Below are 15534 nucleotides of genomic sequence, written 5' to 3'. Positions count from 1 at the left end.
TAATTATTGTGGTACGGTTTTCAGATATTTTAAATTATTTATGCCAGAAGTCCGAAATCAAGCTTGTCTGTCATATTCCTTGTAAATGAATGATTACTAGCTAACAATTCGTCCCACATATCTAAACAATAATCTAGTGTTTCATCATCTTTATCATTTTCTGCTTGATCATATAATCGTTGAATGACTCTCGTGATAGCATTTGTATCCATACGGCTTACTAATTCTTGAGTATTTAACTTAAGAATATTTTGAATCATGATAATAATAAGGTCACTAAATTGAGCCATATTCATAGAACTTTTTTCTATTGAGCGTAAAACGTTATAAATATTATGATTTAAGGCTTTTGAGTGAACATATATTTTGAAAAACTCCCGAGCGTATCTTTTCGACCAAAACTTTTGATTAAAAAAACGCCCTATATTTTTAAGAATTTCCTCGTTTTCTGAATTAACTAAGATCTCAAAGATCTGTTTCATTTTTGAGTGATCATATCCTTTTGTATCATCACCAAGAAGTTGGCTAATTACTGAAGCATAACCCAAAAGACTTTCATGATTTTTGCACTGGAGGCCTTGTTTCAGCTCTTCTTCAAATAAACCATTGAATAACCATCGAGCAATAACTTGTTTATGACCTTCTTTTCTAACATCTTGATATGGAGAACCCACCATCATTTGTACAATAGCTATAAATGACTCTTTAAATTCACTACTAAATGCATTATTGAAATAGTAGTAATAGCCATGACTTAAGGTATTTCTAATGTCTTTTTGGCATAATTTTATAAACTTTTGAAAAGCATAATTACGTTCATAATTATACATGGGTAGAAGTAAATCAGCAGTTGCCATTCTTACAGCCGCATGTTCATCATTTAAAGCATTTTCAATAAGATATTTGTGAGAAAGAGCATATTCTTGATCATCCCAAAATTTTTCAGCCAATCCTTTGTATGCGCTTCCTCTTGTACAGTTAAGAATATTTCCAGATAAATCATGGCTTGAAATTTCATCTATTTGATTAGGTTGACCTCCTCTATGAATATTTAATTTATTTGGTAATGGATCATCCGCTGATAAAGCAATATCTTCCAGTAGTTTTAAGTATTTTGGAGATAGTAATTTAACTCTTCCAGAAAGTAGTTTTTGGAGTGCTCTAGAATAATTTATAAATGAAAAATGATCGATAACTTGTTCAATCAAATCAATAGGACAGGGGGTCCATTGTTCTTTTAGATGCTCTGGAACTTGATCAAGACTATTTTCACTTAATCCTGCATATAAAGCATTAATATAATCTTGATGAATATTTTTCGGTAAGGTCAAAGCAAATTCTGCAAAACGTTTAGGTTCATCATTCACAGCACTTCTAAAATTACTTGAAAACTGCTGAATACTACATTCGGTGCTTTCCTGATCAAATTTAAAGCCTTTAAATTCTTTGGGATCTGTCAGTATTAGTTTTTTCCAAGCCTTATTGGATAATTTTCCAGCATCTTTAATTGGCGATTTAATAGTATTGACTAGACTATTACTTCGATGGCAAAAATCATCATCTGTATATTTTGAAAATTTACGATTGAGTACACTAATTATTTGTGTAGATTTATTGGAAATACGTGAGGTATCCAATTTAGGCAGTAAATGATATTGAGTTTTACCCCAATAAAGTTTGTAGTAGTTTTTACGTGTAGCTTCTAAGCACCATCTAATTTCTTCTAACTCATAATCAGGGGGAAAATAATAAATTGTATTTTCAAGTTGCTCAAAGTTTTTTTGATTACAATGAGGTGAAAATTTTTCTATGAGTTTACCCGCTGATATCCAAACGGGTTCTTCATAATCATTTCCTAATTTGAACCTATGATTTGGGTTGTCTAACAGCCATTCAATTACAAAATCAGCATGATCTATCTCAAGATTTAAAAGAGCATTACCATATATACGATTAAATATTAGATTGGGATTATTTTTTAATGGGACTAATATTTGAAAAAGTTCAATAGATTGTAAAGCCACATTCTGAGAAGCTTTAATGATGAGAGTGAACAAGGCTTTGTATATAAAAGTCTCAAATGATGTTCTTGTAGCATATTCTTCAGACCATTTAAAAGCATCAAAATCCTTAATTAGAGGCTCAGCAAAATACTGATCTAAAAAAGGTAAAAAAATCCTTAGCACATCTTGTGAATGGCTTTCAGCAAGTTTCTCAATACACTCTGTGTCGTAATCAGACCATTCTTCTGTTGAGCTTAGTCTTGTATATAATTCTTCATTACACATGAGCTTTAATAGATGCAAAGCTCTCAATGGATATTCTTTGGTTAAGTCATCCCAAAAAATATAGCGACTGCTGACTCCATTTTGAGTTAGCTCAATGCGAAGATTAAATAATTCCTCTGAATCATCACTCATTTTCCAACATAAACAGTTGTATATCTTTTGATTCCACTCAGGTGATCGATTCACAAACTTAGATAATTCATTAATTAACAAGTTTGGAGCTTTATCAGAAACTGAGCTTAAAAGCTCTAGAGCTTTAGATTGCATATCACTATTCTCATCTAACCAATCACTTAAATAATGATTTTCAGAAAGATATTGAACGAGTGTAGGGCAACCGCTACAACTTAATCTTATAAAATGAGGTGCTAGATCAGAATCTGAAATGATCTTATTTATAAGCTTTTTAAGGGGAGCTTTAAAGTTCTCTATATGCCGTAATGTACTAAATACCAATGATTTTAAGTGGAAACGAATCTCAGAATGAAAAAGAACTGCTTCAATACAATTACAGAAAGCTCTTTCATCTGCTTCATATAACATTGCGAGTGCATATCTGAGATGCTCTCGTTTTAAAAGGGTTTGTTGATTTTTGGGACCTAATTCATGTAAGAAATCTTCAGGTGAACTAAGACCTTGCGAATATAACTTTTTTCCTATTGCATAATCATGGATTGCTTGATGTCTAAAACTAATTTCTCTATTTTGCTCAGTGAGTAATCCGACAGAAATCATAGCTTTCTTAATTTCTGATGAACCAATTGATAACTGAGTTGATGAAACACTTAATTTGTTAGCTTGATTCATTAAATTTATAACTTCATTGAAGAAGTTTTCACTATTTGCTGTGGAAATACTATGACTATCAGTGAGTTGTTTAAATCTATCATCGATGAAAGACCTGATTAAATCTAATTTTGTTGTAAATTTAGGAGCGAACCCTAAATCATTGGCTAAATCCATATAAATACCTAGCCATAAAGGAATTTTTAAAATATTCTGTTGCTCATTACTCAACTGATCATAGTCTTCAAATTGGCTAACATATGGCTTAATCTGATCTGGCTCAAACAGTTTTAATTCCATCTGTTTGACCTCACTATTGAGTTCACTGATCCAATTTCTTAGGCGTACATCATCTTCAAGCTCAAAGTTTCTTGTTGCCATAATAATTTTTATATTGGTATTGCTATATTGGCGTAGTAAAAGAATCTCTTTAACCATTTTAATGCATATATCTAATGCATTTGATGAGTGAAGAGCAGTCCAACGAAGAGCATCTAATTGATCAAGCAAGATGATAATTTCTTGACTCTGTCCATATTTTTCTAAGCAAGCAATAGGCGAATACGGAAATCCTAAATCTTTTCCAAATTGATCGAGATTTTTTTTAGGAACTCGTCTATCTAGTCGAATAGGAAGAACAATAGCCCCAGATCGAACAAAATGTTTTTTCAAATCTAATAAGAAAGCGCTCTTGCCAACCCCTGCATCAGCTTTAATTATTGTGATTGGGTTATTATTAACAGTATCTAATGTAGTACTAAACTCGGCACGTTGAATGTTTTGTTGTGATATTAAATAAGGCTCGATTGAGTGATCAAACTCATCATTTAGCGTTGCTATTACATCGGATATATGAGGATGACCCGGATAGGTTTTAAAAGAAAAGTGGTGGACTTCTAAATCTGTTTTAAGAATATGAGATGTAATATGTGTTCTTAACTTACCGCATTTAACAGGGTAACTTTGAAGGAAATGAACAAGCTGACTAGGAAGTTGATAAACCAGTTTTTCAGCTAATAATATACACAGTTCATTATCTATATCATCTTCATTAAATTTCTTTATTTCAAAACTCTTTAGAAAGTGAACAGCTTTATCTAAATCATCAGGATTTGATAGATTTAATTCTAATTTTGTACACAATTCACTAAATAATTTACGTCGTTCTTCACTAATATTTTGAATTTGATAATTGTAAAAATCAGAACTTGAACCTGTACTGTGTCTAGCACTTTCACAAATATCTTCTAGTATTCTAAATCCAATTCTTGAAACTACCTTGTAAGACTTTGAGCCAGATAGAATGTGCTGAAAACCCTTTGTTAGAAGTTCTTTAGATTGAAGAGTAGAAAGAGACCAAGCATCATCAGAAACATTTCCAATTTTGCATTGATGATGTTCTTTATATCCATCCAAATTACCAATAATAACATCTACAGCATCTTCATCTGGACCAATAGGTTCTACTTGTACATAAGAAATTTTTTCATCTAATAATCTTAAAAGCTGAAATGCGACCCAAGAGGATTCATAACGATTGCCAATTTTTTCTGCAAGGCCACCTGGTTCTAAAGACACAAATATTCCTCAATTTTAAAATATTTTTATTATTATAATTTATATATTTTTTTCTAGTTTTCCAATAAGTAACGTTGATAATATATTGGAAATTCAATATTTTTAAATTTAATAGGTAAAGATTAAAAATTAGTAAATTTTATTCAAATAAATTTGAGAAAAATATGAAAGATATCGAAATTTTAGAAATAAAAGAAATTGGCGATTATGAAGAAGGTTTATCGCTATTGTTAGAAGATTCTATCAATAGCGGAGCTTCAATAGGTTTCTTAGCTCCCCTAGAAAAGAATGAAGTCGTGAGTTATTGGCGTGAGGTCAACTATAAATTAGCACAAGGTAATAGCCGCCTATGGATTGCCACACAACAAGGAAAGATTGTGGGTAGTGTTCAATTATCCTTGGTAAGTAAAAAGAACGGCGTTCATAGGGCCGAAGTTGAAAAACTCATGGTTCTGACAACAGCAAGAAAACAAGGAATAGCAACATTACTAATGAATGAACTAGAAAATTTTGCGCGAGAAAAAGATTTACGCTTACTCGTTTTAGATACTCGTGAAGGCGATGTGTCCGAACTTTTATATAGCAAGATTGGATTTGTTCGTGTGGGTGTCATTCCAAATTTTGCATTAAGTTCAAATGGGAACTACGACGGCACAGCGATTTATTATAAAAAGCTTGTTGGAAACTAGAAATAACTTCCAAACGCATATACAACCGCCGTGAGATATAGAACATGGTTAATGAATGAAATATATAGTCAGCTTAGAGTCTTAAGTCAGATGCTTCGATTTTTGTAAAAGCAATAAAAAAGCCCTAAATAATTAGGGCTATTCAATACATATCTATATAAGAAATGATCTTCAATCAGGTTATTTCTTATATGGCATAGATTCAAGAATTTCTTTAATAACAGCTGGGTCCACTACGTTTTCATACATAGTGTTGAAAGTATGTTTCTCATCTTCAGTGGTTTGAGCATTAACAATAGCTTTCAACTTTTGCTTATATTCAGTATGACCAGCTTGGTACATGGCAGCATAACTTGACCAGAGAGCATATTGCTTTTGTGGATTATCATTACTTAATTTTTCGTATTGTGCCTGATATAGCTTAGCTGCTTTTTCATAACAGCTATTAATTTGGTTTTCTGGCTTTTGCAATTTTCTTTGAATTAGACACTGAGTTTCTTGAATGCTTGCCGTGCTATCTAAAGCGAGAATTTTTGTTGCCAAAATATTGGCTTCATTTAAATAACCTAGTTGCAGTAGTACTTTTAATTTCAACTTTTGCACTTGTATGCTTGAATCATTGTCATTTGGAAATTTCTTTAAAAGTTTTTCCAACTTTGCTTGTGTGGATGTAATGTCAGCTTCTGTCTGAAGAGAGTTCATAATTTCATTGAACTCTGCCACAAGTGGTTTTAACGCTTCTTTTTGGTTATTAGATTGTTCACTCTGCACTTGGGTGATTTTGGTTGTGCTATTAGGGTTATTACATGCAGCAACCAAGGCACTTAATAATAGAATCGTTAATAATTTATTCATAACTTTTTACACCTTGCGCGCCGCAGAGTTTAAGGAAAACTTATATTTTTTAATAGGAGGCATGGAATGTACAGAACCCACGGTATCCGAAATTACTGCGGTATATCCTAATTCAAGTTCTACATCAACGAGCTGTAAATTTGGTTCTGGCAACTTGATAGTACAACTTCCCAAAGGGGCCTTATTTTTATCTGTTGGCCAATATCCTTGATCACTTTTTAACTTGGTTCTGGCAATCTCTTTACCTTCCCGTGAAACAATTGCGGTCCCAAAAGGGTAAACAGTTCCCTTGTGGCTTAATGGAGCTGCATTAATAACTACACTTAAAAATAGTTCCTTGCCTTGAACTTTGTAGTTTAGAAAATAGCTTACAGCTCCATCCAGAGGTGTTACACCTTCATCACCTAAAAGAACAGCCTTATGGCTAATGTAGACATCAGTTTTATACTGCTCAATGTAATAGTTTTCATATTTTTCTTCTCTAAAACTATCAGTAGTCTGCTGTTTTTGTGACATTGGAGCTGATGAGGATTTTGCACCCGATGATGCTGCACCACCATTGTCTTGAACAACTAAGTTTTGTTGAGGCAGTAATTTGCAACCACAAGAGAGTGAATCATTAACACGAGCAGCAGCTTTCCCAAAGATTTGCATGTTTGGATCACCGGAGACAATAGTTGCAACGACTTTATGAGTTGGGCAAGTTGCTTTGTCGCCAACACAGGCAATGGGAATTCCGTCAATCAGGAACATACTATTCCCTGAGATTACTTGACCACCGCCAGTAGTAGGGCAGCCTATAGTTATATATGGTGTCGCCAAAACTATTCCTTCTTATTTTCATGAAGTGGTGGAATGATAGCAAAGAGGGGTAGACAGTGCTGTATAGTTTTATTTATCAGAATGCACAGCCCATACGACCAATAATAATGTAAATATCTCGATCTTTGTAAAGCAATTTAAAAAGCCCTGAGTATTCGGGGCTTTTCATTTAAGTTTTACTTTAATGATTCTGGTACATAATTTGATAAATCAGTACCATAAAATGACTCAATATCTGCATCATACAAAGACTTATATCTATCTTTTGATGCGACATCTTTAGTCTCATCAATAAATTTCTGTATTTTAGCTTTATAGTCAGTGTGACCAGCTTTATACATTTCAGTTAAATATACAAATTCGGCGTCTCTGTACTGGGGATCATTTTTGCTAGTCGATTTACTCAATTCGGTTTGTATGAGTTGGGCAGAAGCTTCGTGACACTGTTGAATTTTTACTTTAGCCTCGTTTAATTTTTCAAGCAATGTACATCTAAACATTATCCGTTGAGGCAAGGGTTTCTCTTTGATCTGTTGTTCATTTAACTCATAAGCCTCTTTATACATACCAGACAGCATATAAATATTCATCAATGCCATTTCTCTTTGTTTTTTGGCAGTAACTTTCTTAATTTCAGGTATTAAAGGCGCTAAAGTTTGTTTTATCTTTTCATCTTCACCAGAAGTCACAACTTCATTTGTGATTGTTTCATATCTATCTAAAATTGTTTTATCACTTGCTGATAATTCCGTTTTTACGTTTTGAGAACTGCTTTTCGCAGTAGTATCTACCTTTGTTTGTTCATTTGATGCCTTGCTACAAGCAGTAACTCCAAATACAGAAATGAGAACAATAGTACTGATTAATTTTCTATTCATGATTTACGTCTTGATGCAGAATTTAGAGTAAAAGAAAAGCGAGTGTATGGTGGGTTTGGTCGCACTGTACCGCCATCAAATTTTGTCGTCTATAGTCCAAGCCTATTTCTATTGACCACATTCGTTTTAAATGAATCAATTTTGGATAAAGTAGTAAAAAGCCCTGAATATTCAGAGCTTTTATAATAATGATCTATTCACATACTTCTACAAAGTTTCGAGCAGTCTTATCTTTGCTATCGCGTAGCTTAATAATTTTTTGTCTTTCATCGTATAGGCTGTGAACATCATTTAAGGTTTCATCCTTAAGTTGGCTTTTGTATGGACCTTCAACTTTATTTACGTAGTTTTCCATGAATACCGTCATCCAACATATTGTGTTGAGGTCACCATAGTCATAACCGTTTTTATCTAAGCCTTGAATCCAGTCTGGGTATTCTTCATTTAAAAGGCTCCGTGCTGTTTCTAACTTAACATAGGAATTATTAAACAAAGAGTTTTTCAAAGCAGGCTCGTTGTTCACATTCTTATTTGCTTCAATGATCAATCTATAATTGTCAGTAGCATAATTTTTCAGATCTACTTTCACATAGTTATCAATGTCTTCTTTATCTGTCGAAGCCTTACAAGAAGTCAGGAATAAGCAGGAAAGTAGCAATATTGGTATTAACGTAATTTTCATAGTGAGGAGCAGTGATTAGGTGGAGAGTAGTGCTACTTCTAAATATATAATGAAACAGTGGCTTGATCGTAAGAATGTCCAAAGTCATTTTACATATATTCGTTAATACAATATGGTCCATTGTTGGTATACGTAGCTAATGTATTAGACTTACGGTTTGAGTCAATGATTGGAATTTGGCAGCTAATTAAATAAACACGGATATCTCGACAACATCCGTGTCCGAAAAGACCATAAAATGAACTATGGTTTTTTCTCTGCCAAGAGCATAGTCTGTTTAAGCTGCTTACGATTAAAACCTAAAAACTCAATCACATTTCTAAAAAGTGATGGTGCTTTAGCAATCGGAGTATTGATTTTAGGTACAACTGTCATATCTTTACGCCGTTCTATGCTTTCAACTACACTCGAGACAACTTCTTCAATAGATACATATTTCCAAATACCCGAGTTACCTTTCCATACAGCTTTACCTGCTGGGTCATTTTGAATACTGTCCATCATTGGGGTCTTAAAGAAAGTTGGATGAAGGCTACCAACATCTATATTTGAATATTTTAATTCCAGACGAAGGCTATCACATAAAGCCCAAACACCTGCTTTACTCGAAGTATAGTGAGTGTTTAACGGGGAGTGGACGAAAGCTGCCATTGAAGATACAGCCAGTAAGTATCCCTGACTTTGTTTTACATACGGTATAGCTGCGCGAAAAGTACGAAATACCCCTGTAAGGTTAATATCGATGGTTCGCTCAAAGGTTTCGGGAGCCATATGTTCTAGTGCTTCGGTTGAAGCTATGCCAGCATTTGCAATAACCACGTCAATTTTACCGAAGTGTTGAGCTGCATTTGCCATAGCCATTTCTAAGCTTTCCAAAGAGCGTACATCTGCTACCCAACCTGCGGCAATGCTTTGCCCACCTAGCTGTTTTGCCTGACTTTCAACTTTGTTAAGGTCTAAATCTAGGAGTACTAGTTTTGCGCCTTTGGCTTGTAATGCTTGAGCAATCGCAAGTCCTAGACCACCTGTTGAACCTGTGATGACCACAACTTTATCTTTTAATTCATACTTCGCCATTTTTAAAGTCCTTTAACTTAAGCTTGAGCTACTGGAACAGTACGTTTAAGAAAATCAATTTGATCTTTCACCACATGTTCAAAGGATTGACCTGTGTAAATGTCAAAATGGCCGTATGAATAGGTTTTTATTTCTTTGTGAGGTGTACGCTTGGCATGACGCAGCGTGGCTTTTGCAGGAGCAACTGTATCTGTTTCACAAACACAAAATAGAACTGGGGCTTTAATTTTTGGAGTCTTACGCCCCGGGTAATAACGGATAATGTCCAATGCAAAACGTGCTGCCACGTAGTTTTTGTAGTTAGGTTCATCTTTAATTATGGACATAATTCCTGAATAGGCATCTGGAGCAGTCATTAACGCCGTTTCATGCTTTAGTCCTGCAAGTTTAACCATAAGTGGTTCTTTATTCAGTGCAGCCCCTATACGGTCACGCACAGCCAAAGCCGTAAGTTTTGCTGAAGTTATAGGACTCATGGCTAAACTAGAAGAAAGACCATCTGTAAATGGACATTGTGAAACTACTGCGCAAATGTTGGCATCCTGAGCGGCAGTAGCCAATACATGACCGCCAGAAAAAGAACTTCCCCATAAAATAATCTTGTTTCTATCAACATTGGGTAGGGTACGAGCATAGGCAATGGCGGCTTTCCAGTCTTCAAGCTGACTTTTTATATCTAGTAATTGTCGAGGTTGTCCTTCACTATCACCAAAATAGCGATAATCAAACACTAAACAAGCATAACCCTCTGCCACAAAGCGCTCTGCAAAAGCGGTTAAACGCATTCTACGAGTACCACCCAGACCGTGTGCCATCACAATCATTGGAGTAGCTGCCTCGGTCGTGGGACGATATAAATAGGCACTGCATTTCACGCCATTCGAATCAAACTGAATATCTAGTGGAGTTTGTGGCACATTCTTTAGATTTTTATTCATGTATTTCTCTCAATATTTGCTATGACGCTATCATCTTAAAAATAATGAGATAGGGCTTGATGAAAGCCGCCATATTGCTTGACACTTTGCGCCAAAAATTAGATTGAGCAGGTGTTTTAGTCATTTGCTTTTGCTTAAAAGCTTTAAGTACACTACTTGATATTTGACGCCAAATTAGAAATATACGAAATGAATGGATTGAATAAGTCGTTGTATAGAAGAAGGATTCCTGAAACCTATGTTCAGTTATTGTTTGAATATCTCGAAAAGCTAGGACATGACCCAGAAAAGGTGCTGGGTGAACCATGGCCTAAAGCAGATTCAAATCATTTAGAAGGCGTAGATATCGATCATTGGGAAAGTCTTCTTGTTATCGCTAAAGATTACTTAAATGACCCTTTCATTGGCTTACATGTGGGCCAAACGATTACAGCTCAACACCTAGGCGTTTTAGGTTCTGTATTTCTTGCGTGTGAAAATTTGGGAGCGGTTTTAGAAAGATTTGAGCGTTACCAAAGGCTCGTATATGACGTGGTGCCCGCATCTGTACATATTTACCCTGAATATGTAGAGCTTTCATGGGATACAACAGACGATCAAACAGTCGGGGGGTTATCTGATGAAACTGGTCGTACGGTTATAGTTCAATTTTGCCGTAGTCTCATTAGAGGAAAAGAAAGACTTAAAGAAATACATTTTATTCATGAACAGCCTGAAAATGTTCAGCCTTATGAGGAGTATTTTGGTTGTCCTGTGCTTTTTGAGCAACCCGTGGCACTTATGCGTTTTGATAAGGAAATCTTAAGTCTACCGCTTAAAAACTCCGACGCGGCCTTAGTTGCCATACTAGAAAAACATGCTGACAAGTTACTGGCAAGTCTGCCACATATTGATGAAATTACAGATCAAGTTCGTAAACAGATTGCTTACTTACTTCATCAAGGCGAACCAACTATTGAACAGCTTGCAGAGCGATTAAATTATTCACGTAGAACCTTGCAACGCCGTTTAACCGAGGCAGGTACGAATTTTCGGAAAGAATTAAATACTGTCCGTTACGAATTAGCAAAATCGTATTTAAAAGATCCAAGGCTACAAATTGTAGAAATAGCCTTACTGTTAGGTTATGCCGAACACAGCCCATTTACACGGGCTTATAAAGAGTGGTCGGGTAAAACACCACAACAAGCTAGAGAAGAAATGAATGAATTAAGGTAGAACTTATACTATAGGTTCTACCTTTTAGCTCTATACAAATGCTTTAAAAAAGATATGCAGATGTTTTGAGTGTTCATTCATCGTTTAATGCACATTCAAAATTACTTGGGTTTTCTTTACATCTTACTTTTTTCAAAAAGTTCATCATTTTTGGGTCGTAGATACCTGCTTTGGTTAGCTGTATACGAGCCTCGCGCATCATTTTCATATAGTTTAATTGTTCATTTTTAGGAATATCCATCCAATATTTTGAAGGAATATCACTTTCATATTTGGCAATAATACCAAATGTTCTATTGAGTTGGCTGGCTACCCAAGTTCGAGACTTTTGCCCAAAACCTGCTGGAAATTGGTCTTTACGAATAATGAAGTTTGCTGAGATTTGAGTCAAAGGAAAACGAACAATTGCTCCTTTCTCACCTAAACCTTTGTAGAGTTCAAAAGGTTTAAACGCAACAATAGGAGCGGGCACAATATCAATTTCATGGTTATTAAATTTTGCACCGGCATTGGTAACGTCTACCGATACAGCCTGACCCCCGACATGTTGAACAAGCTTTGGTTGGGCTTCATCGTATTTAAATACCCCAATTTTTTTACCGGCAGCTTTGGCGAGAGTATTTATACTTCGATCATTTACAAATAAATATGCAGGGCCAATAGTCCCTAAACCTGCAATTTCGTAAGGACCTACCACCATGTTTTTTGCGGCCATGGGTGATGACAACAGCTTATAAGCATTAATCGCCGTTTTCATATTTGTTAATGCGCCAACCGCATCTAAAGATCCTGTATATTTATTAAACTGGCGGCCACGTAAACCACTAATAATAGCGCCATCACATTTTCCAACTTTTAAATCTTCAGCAGCTACACGTTCATCTACATATGCTTTTAAAGACATATCAGCTCCCCAATTTTTGGCTTCAAGCGCATAGTCTTTAGCTAAGGCAAAAGCTTCTCCAGACTTACCAATTGGGTCAAACACACAGACGACTTGTTGTTTGGCATAAAGAGTTGTGGTTAAACAGGTACTTGTAATAAATAAAATAACTTTTAAACGATCCATATTTAATTATCCATTATTTAAGTTATAAAAATTATTTTATGAATCTGACTTAGATTAGATATGACATTTCAATAAGAATTTAAAGAGAAAAGGTCAAAAGACAGCTTGGGATTAGGAAGCCTTTATAACGTTTAAAAAAGTACTTAAAGTCTAGAGCTCTTAAAAACAGTTACTCCCTAATGAAAAAGTGAGTAACATTAAACATTAGAATACTTATTACGCATCACAGCTATGAAGAAAAATACAAAGCTTGATCAAGACAAGCTATTTATTAAATTATTATTTAAATCTACCTCTGAAGTAACAGATGAGGAAATTGAGTACTATCGAAAGTATCCCGACCAAATTGACCAAGTCACTGCACCCCTAAACATTCATAAAATATTCTTGTGGGCGGGCGCCTTATTGGGAGTTATAGTGGTTGCCATAGCTAAATTTCTTAAATTTTCAGGCTCATTAGATTTTTTGTCTGAAGGGGTACTGGAGTTTGTTATTGATATTATTTATGAAACCGGTATAGCCTTAATTGGCGCAGCGGTTACAGCTTATATGTTAGGTGTCCTATTAAACAAACAACAGGAAAATGCCACAAAATGGCGAGAAGAAATTCGTAGAAGAGTAAAAGAGAGTGAGGGGGCACTTTAACTCTAAGATTTTTTAATTTAGCGAATTACCCTATCTCTTCATGACCCATAGAAATTTTTATAGTGAAAACACTTTTCGAGCCTTGATTGCTATATTGAATAGTGCCTTTCAGTGCCATAACAATTGCATGTACAACAGCAAGACCTAAACCTGTGCCACCAAATTCTTTATTCCTTGATTCTTCTAATCTAAAGAAAGGCTTAAATAAATCTTCCTGGAACTCGGTTGCAATGCCGGGGCCTTCATCCTCAATTTTTAATATCCATTTTTGTGATACCACTTCCGAGGAAATTTTAAGTTTGCCTGCATTTGAATAGCGAATCGCATTATCAATTAAAGCAATTAAAACTTGCTCAATACGACGGCGGTCGCAATATACAGGAGTGGACGTTAGGTCAAGTTCTGGTACTAGCTTAGCTTGATCCAAACGATCTTCAAATGCTTTAAGAACTTTTTCAACTACCGCCTTAAAGTCAAACAATTCATAATTTAACCGGAGTTGCTGGTTCTCTACTAAGCTTAAAGTCCGTAAGTCTTCGACTAAGTGAGATAAACCTTCAACTTGATTTAAAAGACTTTTAAATAGAACTTCATCAGGTTTAAAAACGCCGTCGATGATGCCTTGTAAACGGCCTTGTAAGATCGTTATAGGCGTTCTTAACTCATGTGCGATGGCTGCATTCCAAACCTGTGCATTTTTAACAGAAACCTCTAGCTTTTGAGCCATATCATTAAAATTATATAAAAGCTCCGACATTTCGGCGGAGTGAATTCGGTTATCGTAAGCTCTAGCAGAGAGGTCGCCGTGACTAATTTTTTTTGCTGCTTCGGCTAAGAAGTTAATTGGCACAATAAAACGCTTTGCAAGGCGCATGCCAATCACTAATGAAATAATACAGCCGCAAAAGATAACAGTGGCTAACCAGATCCAGTCTACAAAATGAAAACTGGTCCAATCTTCTTGTTGAAATGAGCTTAAACTAATCCAGCCTTTTTCAATCGCATAGTTATAAATGACATAACCCAGTACTACAGAAAATAGCGTAACGCTTAAATTTACAATAGTTAAGGCAATAAAAAGTTGCTTACTAATTCCTAACTTACTTTTCATAAAATATTCCCTAGCTATTTTTAATATTATTTAGGCATCATCTTTTATAGCTAGGGGATTATCTAGCCTATATCCCACGCCACGCACATTAATTAACATTTGAAATATGCCTTGTTCTTCTAGTTTTTTTCTCAGCTTACTTACATGGCTATCTACGGTTCGCTCTAGTGCATCGCTATCATTCATGCAGTGATTCATAAGCTCTCCGCGCGTAAAAACTTTATGAGGCTGATCAATCATGAATGAAATAATTTTATATTCAGTCAGCGTCAGATTAAGCAAGATCTTCTTATTCTCAGAGTGTATATAAACGCTATGAGTGTCGGTATCAATTTCAATATTTTTATAGAGTTTATTTTTATTAGTTGCCTTGTTTGTAAACTGAGTACGTCTTAAGACTGCCTGAACTCTAGCGACGACTTCATTTGGGTTAAAAGGCTTCACCACAAAGTCATCTGCACCTATGCGTAATGCCATAACTTTATCAATATCTTGATCTAGCGCCGTCAGCATGATCACGGGAGTCTGAGCTTTTTGGCGTATTTTATTTAATACTTCCCAACCGTTTAATTCGGGTAATTTAATATCAAGTAAGATTAAATCGATGGGTTGGCTAGCGTGCAATTCAATCGCTTGCTTTCCATTCATGGCCCGAATAACACTCATGCCTTCACGTTTTAAATAATTTTCAATAATGTCGCCAATATCGTAGTCATCTTCTACCACAAGAATAACTTTATCTTGGCAATCAAAAGAAAAAGAATGATCAAACATAGAAAATCTGGCTATAGAAAGTGCTTAAACTCATCATACGCTAAATTATCGGTATTTCTCCACACTTACTCCACACTTTAGTGATTATCCCTACACACTCATCAAAAATAATAAGAACATCAAA

General features: G+C 35.1%; 12 protein-coding genes and 2 pseudogenes. 4 read left to right on the top strand and 10 right to left on the bottom strand.

Features of this window, described 5'->3' with window-relative positions:
* Positions 1–38 precede the first annotated feature (38 nt).
* A complete protein-coding gene (locus R5R67_RS13390; protein WP_318754892.1) occupies positions 39–4652 on the bottom strand; it encodes a hypothetical protein in 4614 nt (1537 codons plus the stop codon).
* A gap of 164 nt (positions 4653–4816) precedes the next feature.
* Between R5R67_RS13390 and R5R67_RS13385 the strand changes: the two genes are divergently transcribed.
* Both R5R67_RS13385 and R5R67_RS13380 read left to right on the top strand, forming a co-directional pair.
* Positions 4817–5341: a GNAT family N-acetyltransferase gene (locus R5R67_RS13385; RefSeq protein ID WP_000651608.1), complete on the top strand. Its 525-nt coding sequence runs from the start codon at positions 4817–4819 to the stop codon at positions 5339–5341.
* 9 nt (positions 5342–5350) lie between these two features.
* Positions 5351–5425 (top strand): annotated as a pseudogene (locus tag R5R67_RS13380) (TetR family transcriptional regulator); the annotation flags it as partial.
* Between the two features lie 96 nt (positions 5426–5521).
* On the opposite strand, the gene R5R67_RS13375 reads toward R5R67_RS13380, so the two are convergent.
* The 6 genes and pseudogenes from R5R67_RS13375 to R5R67_RS13350 all read right to left on the bottom strand — a co-directional run bounded on the left by R5R67_RS13375 (position 5522) and on the right by R5R67_RS13350 (position 10593).
* Positions 5522–6196 (bottom strand): hypothetical protein, encoded by a 675-nt coding sequence (locus tag R5R67_RS13375; RefSeq protein WP_001037846.1) that lies wholly within the window; start codon positions 6194–6196, stop codon positions 5522–5524.
* 6 nt (positions 6197–6202) lie between these two features.
* Positions 6203–7018, bottom strand: a complete 816-nt coding sequence (locus tag R5R67_RS13370; RefSeq protein WP_000235278.1) for a PAAR domain-containing protein — start codon at positions 7016–7018, stop codon at positions 6203–6205.
* A gap of 176 nt (positions 7019–7194) precedes the next feature.
* Positions 7195–7896, bottom strand: a complete 702-nt coding sequence (locus R5R67_RS13365) for a hypothetical protein (protein WP_001080412.1) — start codon at positions 7894–7896, stop codon at positions 7195–7197.
* Between the two features lie 193 nt (positions 7897–8089).
* A complete protein-coding gene (locus R5R67_RS13360) occupies positions 8090–8578 on the bottom strand; it encodes a hypothetical protein (protein WP_000705157.1) in 489 nt (162 codons plus the stop codon).
* 236 nt (positions 8579–8814) lie between these two features.
* A pseudogene (locus R5R67_RS13355) lies at positions 8815–9655 on the bottom strand (SDR family NAD(P)-dependent oxidoreductase); the annotation flags it as partial.
* Between the two features lie 17 nt (positions 9656–9672).
* A complete protein-coding gene (locus R5R67_RS13350) occupies positions 9673–10593 on the bottom strand; it encodes an alpha/beta hydrolase (RefSeq protein ID WP_001039000.1) in 921 nt (306 codons plus the stop codon).
* Positions 10594–10782: 189 nt separating this feature from the next.
* Between R5R67_RS13350 and R5R67_RS13345 the strand changes: the two genes are divergently transcribed.
* A complete protein-coding gene (locus R5R67_RS13345) occupies positions 10783–11811 on the top strand; it encodes an AraC family transcriptional regulator (protein ID WP_025466898.1) in 1029 nt (342 codons plus the stop codon).
* 73 nt (positions 11812–11884) lie between these two features.
* On the opposite strand, the gene adeT1 is transcribed toward R5R67_RS13345, so the two are convergent.
* Positions 11885–12880, bottom strand: coding sequence for a putative multidrug efflux protein AdeT1 (adeT1, locus tag R5R67_RS13340; protein WP_000375474.1), 996 nt, complete (start codon positions 12878–12880; stop codon positions 11885–11887).
* Positions 12881–13111: 231 nt separating this feature from the next.
* On the opposite strand from adeT1, the gene R5R67_RS13335 reads away from it, so the two are divergent.
* Positions 13112–13525, top strand: a complete 414-nt coding sequence (locus tag R5R67_RS13335) for a hypothetical protein (RefSeq protein ID WP_000742420.1) — start codon at positions 13112–13114, stop codon at positions 13523–13525.
* Between the two features lie 25 nt (positions 13526–13550).
* On the opposite strand, the gene adeS is transcribed toward R5R67_RS13335, so the two are convergent.
* Positions 13551–14636: a two-component sensor histidine kinase AdeS gene (adeS, locus tag R5R67_RS13330; protein WP_000837460.1), complete on the bottom strand. Its 1086-nt coding sequence runs from the start codon at positions 14634–14636 to the stop codon at positions 13551–13553.
* 30 nt (positions 14637–14666) lie between these two features.
* Positions 14667–15410 (bottom strand): efflux system response regulator transcription factor AdeR, encoded by a 744-nt coding sequence (adeR, locus tag R5R67_RS13325; RefSeq protein WP_000459552.1) that lies wholly within the window; start codon positions 15408–15410, stop codon positions 14667–14669.
* Positions 15411–15534: the final 124 nt, after the last annotated feature.

The sequence above is a fragment of the Acinetobacter sp. OYA S30 genome, from assembly GCF_033599315.1.
GTDB classification, from domain to species: Bacteria; Pseudomonadota; Gammaproteobacteria; order Pseudomonadales; family Moraxellaceae; genus Acinetobacter; species Acinetobacter baumannii.
This window is presented reverse-complemented; position numbering and strand designations above follow the sequence as displayed.